Annotated in this window: 1 protein-coding gene; it reads right to left on the minus strand. The window is 66.1% G+C overall.

Features of this window, described 5'->3' with window-relative positions; translation table 11 throughout:
• On the minus strand, positions 1-1,580 hold a 1,580-nt coding region (locus AC3ERS_RS36550), incomplete at both ends, for an amino acid adenylation domain-containing protein (RefSeq protein ID WP_431972729.1).

Genomic DNA, 1,580 nt, shown 5'->3' on the forward strand with positions numbered 1-1,580 from the left:
GGTAGTCACGGGCAACCCGTCGAGCACCACCACCGAGGCCGGAACCATGTACGACGGCAACCCATCACCGACGAACCGCCTCAACTCCTCGACATCTACCCCCACCCCCACCTCGGGCACGACATACCCCACCAACCGGTCCACCCCACCCTCGCCGCGAACCACCACCACCGCCCGCGCCACCGCGTCGTGCCGGGCAAGCGCCGCCTCGATCTCCCCCAACTCGATCCGGAACCCCCGCAGTTTCACCTGGAAATCACTGCGCCCCACATACTCCAACTGCCCATCCGCACGCCACCGCACCAGATCCCCCGTCCGGTACATCCGCTCCCCCGGCGCCCCGAACGGATCCGCCACGAACCGACCCGCCGTCAGACCCGGCCGTTCGTGATAGCCCCGCGCCAACTGCACACCCGCCAGATACAACTCACCCACCACCCCCACCGGCACCATGCGCAGGCGACCGTCGAGGACCGACGTGCGCAGACCGGCAATGCCCTGACCGATAACGCTCGCCGACGTCGAGGCGGCGAGTTGGGAATCCAGCGGCAACCACGTCGCGTGGACACAGGTTTCCGTAATTCCGTACATGTTGACCAGCTGCGGTCCGCTGTCCTCGCGGCGCGCATACCACCGCACCAGCCGACCCAGATCGAGCGACTCTCCACCGAAAATCACATACCGCAACGAGAGCCCGTCCGGCCTCTCGGCCGCGGCCTGCTCGACATCTGCCAATTGGTAGAAGGCAGAGGGAGTTTGGTTGAGCACGGTCACGTGCTCACGCCGCAGGAGCTCGAGAAACAGCTCGGGCGAGCGTGCCGTGGAGTAGTCGACCACCACGAGCCTGCCGCCGTGCAGCAGCGGACCCCACAGCTCCCACACCGAGAAATCGAATGCATACGAATGGAACATCGTCCACACGTCCGCCTCGTCGAACCCGAACCGGTCTCGGGTGTTCGCGAACAGGGTGAGAACGCTGCGGTGGGAGACAGTCACTCCCTTCGGGGTGCCGGTCGAGCCCGAGGTGTAGATCACGTAGGCCACGGAGTCGGGATTGACCGGTGCCACACGATCCGTGTCCGTAACCGCAAGTGAGGGAATGCCCTTCAGTCGCGCCACAGTCTCGGGTGCATCGAGCACCACGACCGGCAGATCCCCCACCGGCAACCCGTCGATCTCGGCGGCGGTCGAGAGCACACAGATCGGGGCAGCGTCGGCAAACAGGAATGCGAGCCGATCGGCCGGGTAGGTCACATCGATCGGGAGATACCCGCCACCGGCCTTGATCACCGCCAACAGGGTCACGATCAGATCCGGCGACCGCGGCATGGCCACCGCCACCAACGATTCCGGACCCACCCCGAGCGAGATCAGGTGCCGTGCCAACCGATTAGCCCGCGCGTCCAACTCTGCGTAGGACAGCGCCGAGTCGTCGGCCACCACAGCCGTTGCATCGGGGAACCGCTCGACCGTCCGCGTGAACTCGTCCGCCAACGTCACCGAGCCGACCACGAGCCCGGGACGAATCCAGCTCTCGAGCATCGAGGTGCGCTCGGCTGGATCGAGGAACTCGATGTCGC

The sequence above is a fragment of the Nocardia sp. bgisy134 genome, from assembly GCF_057708325.1.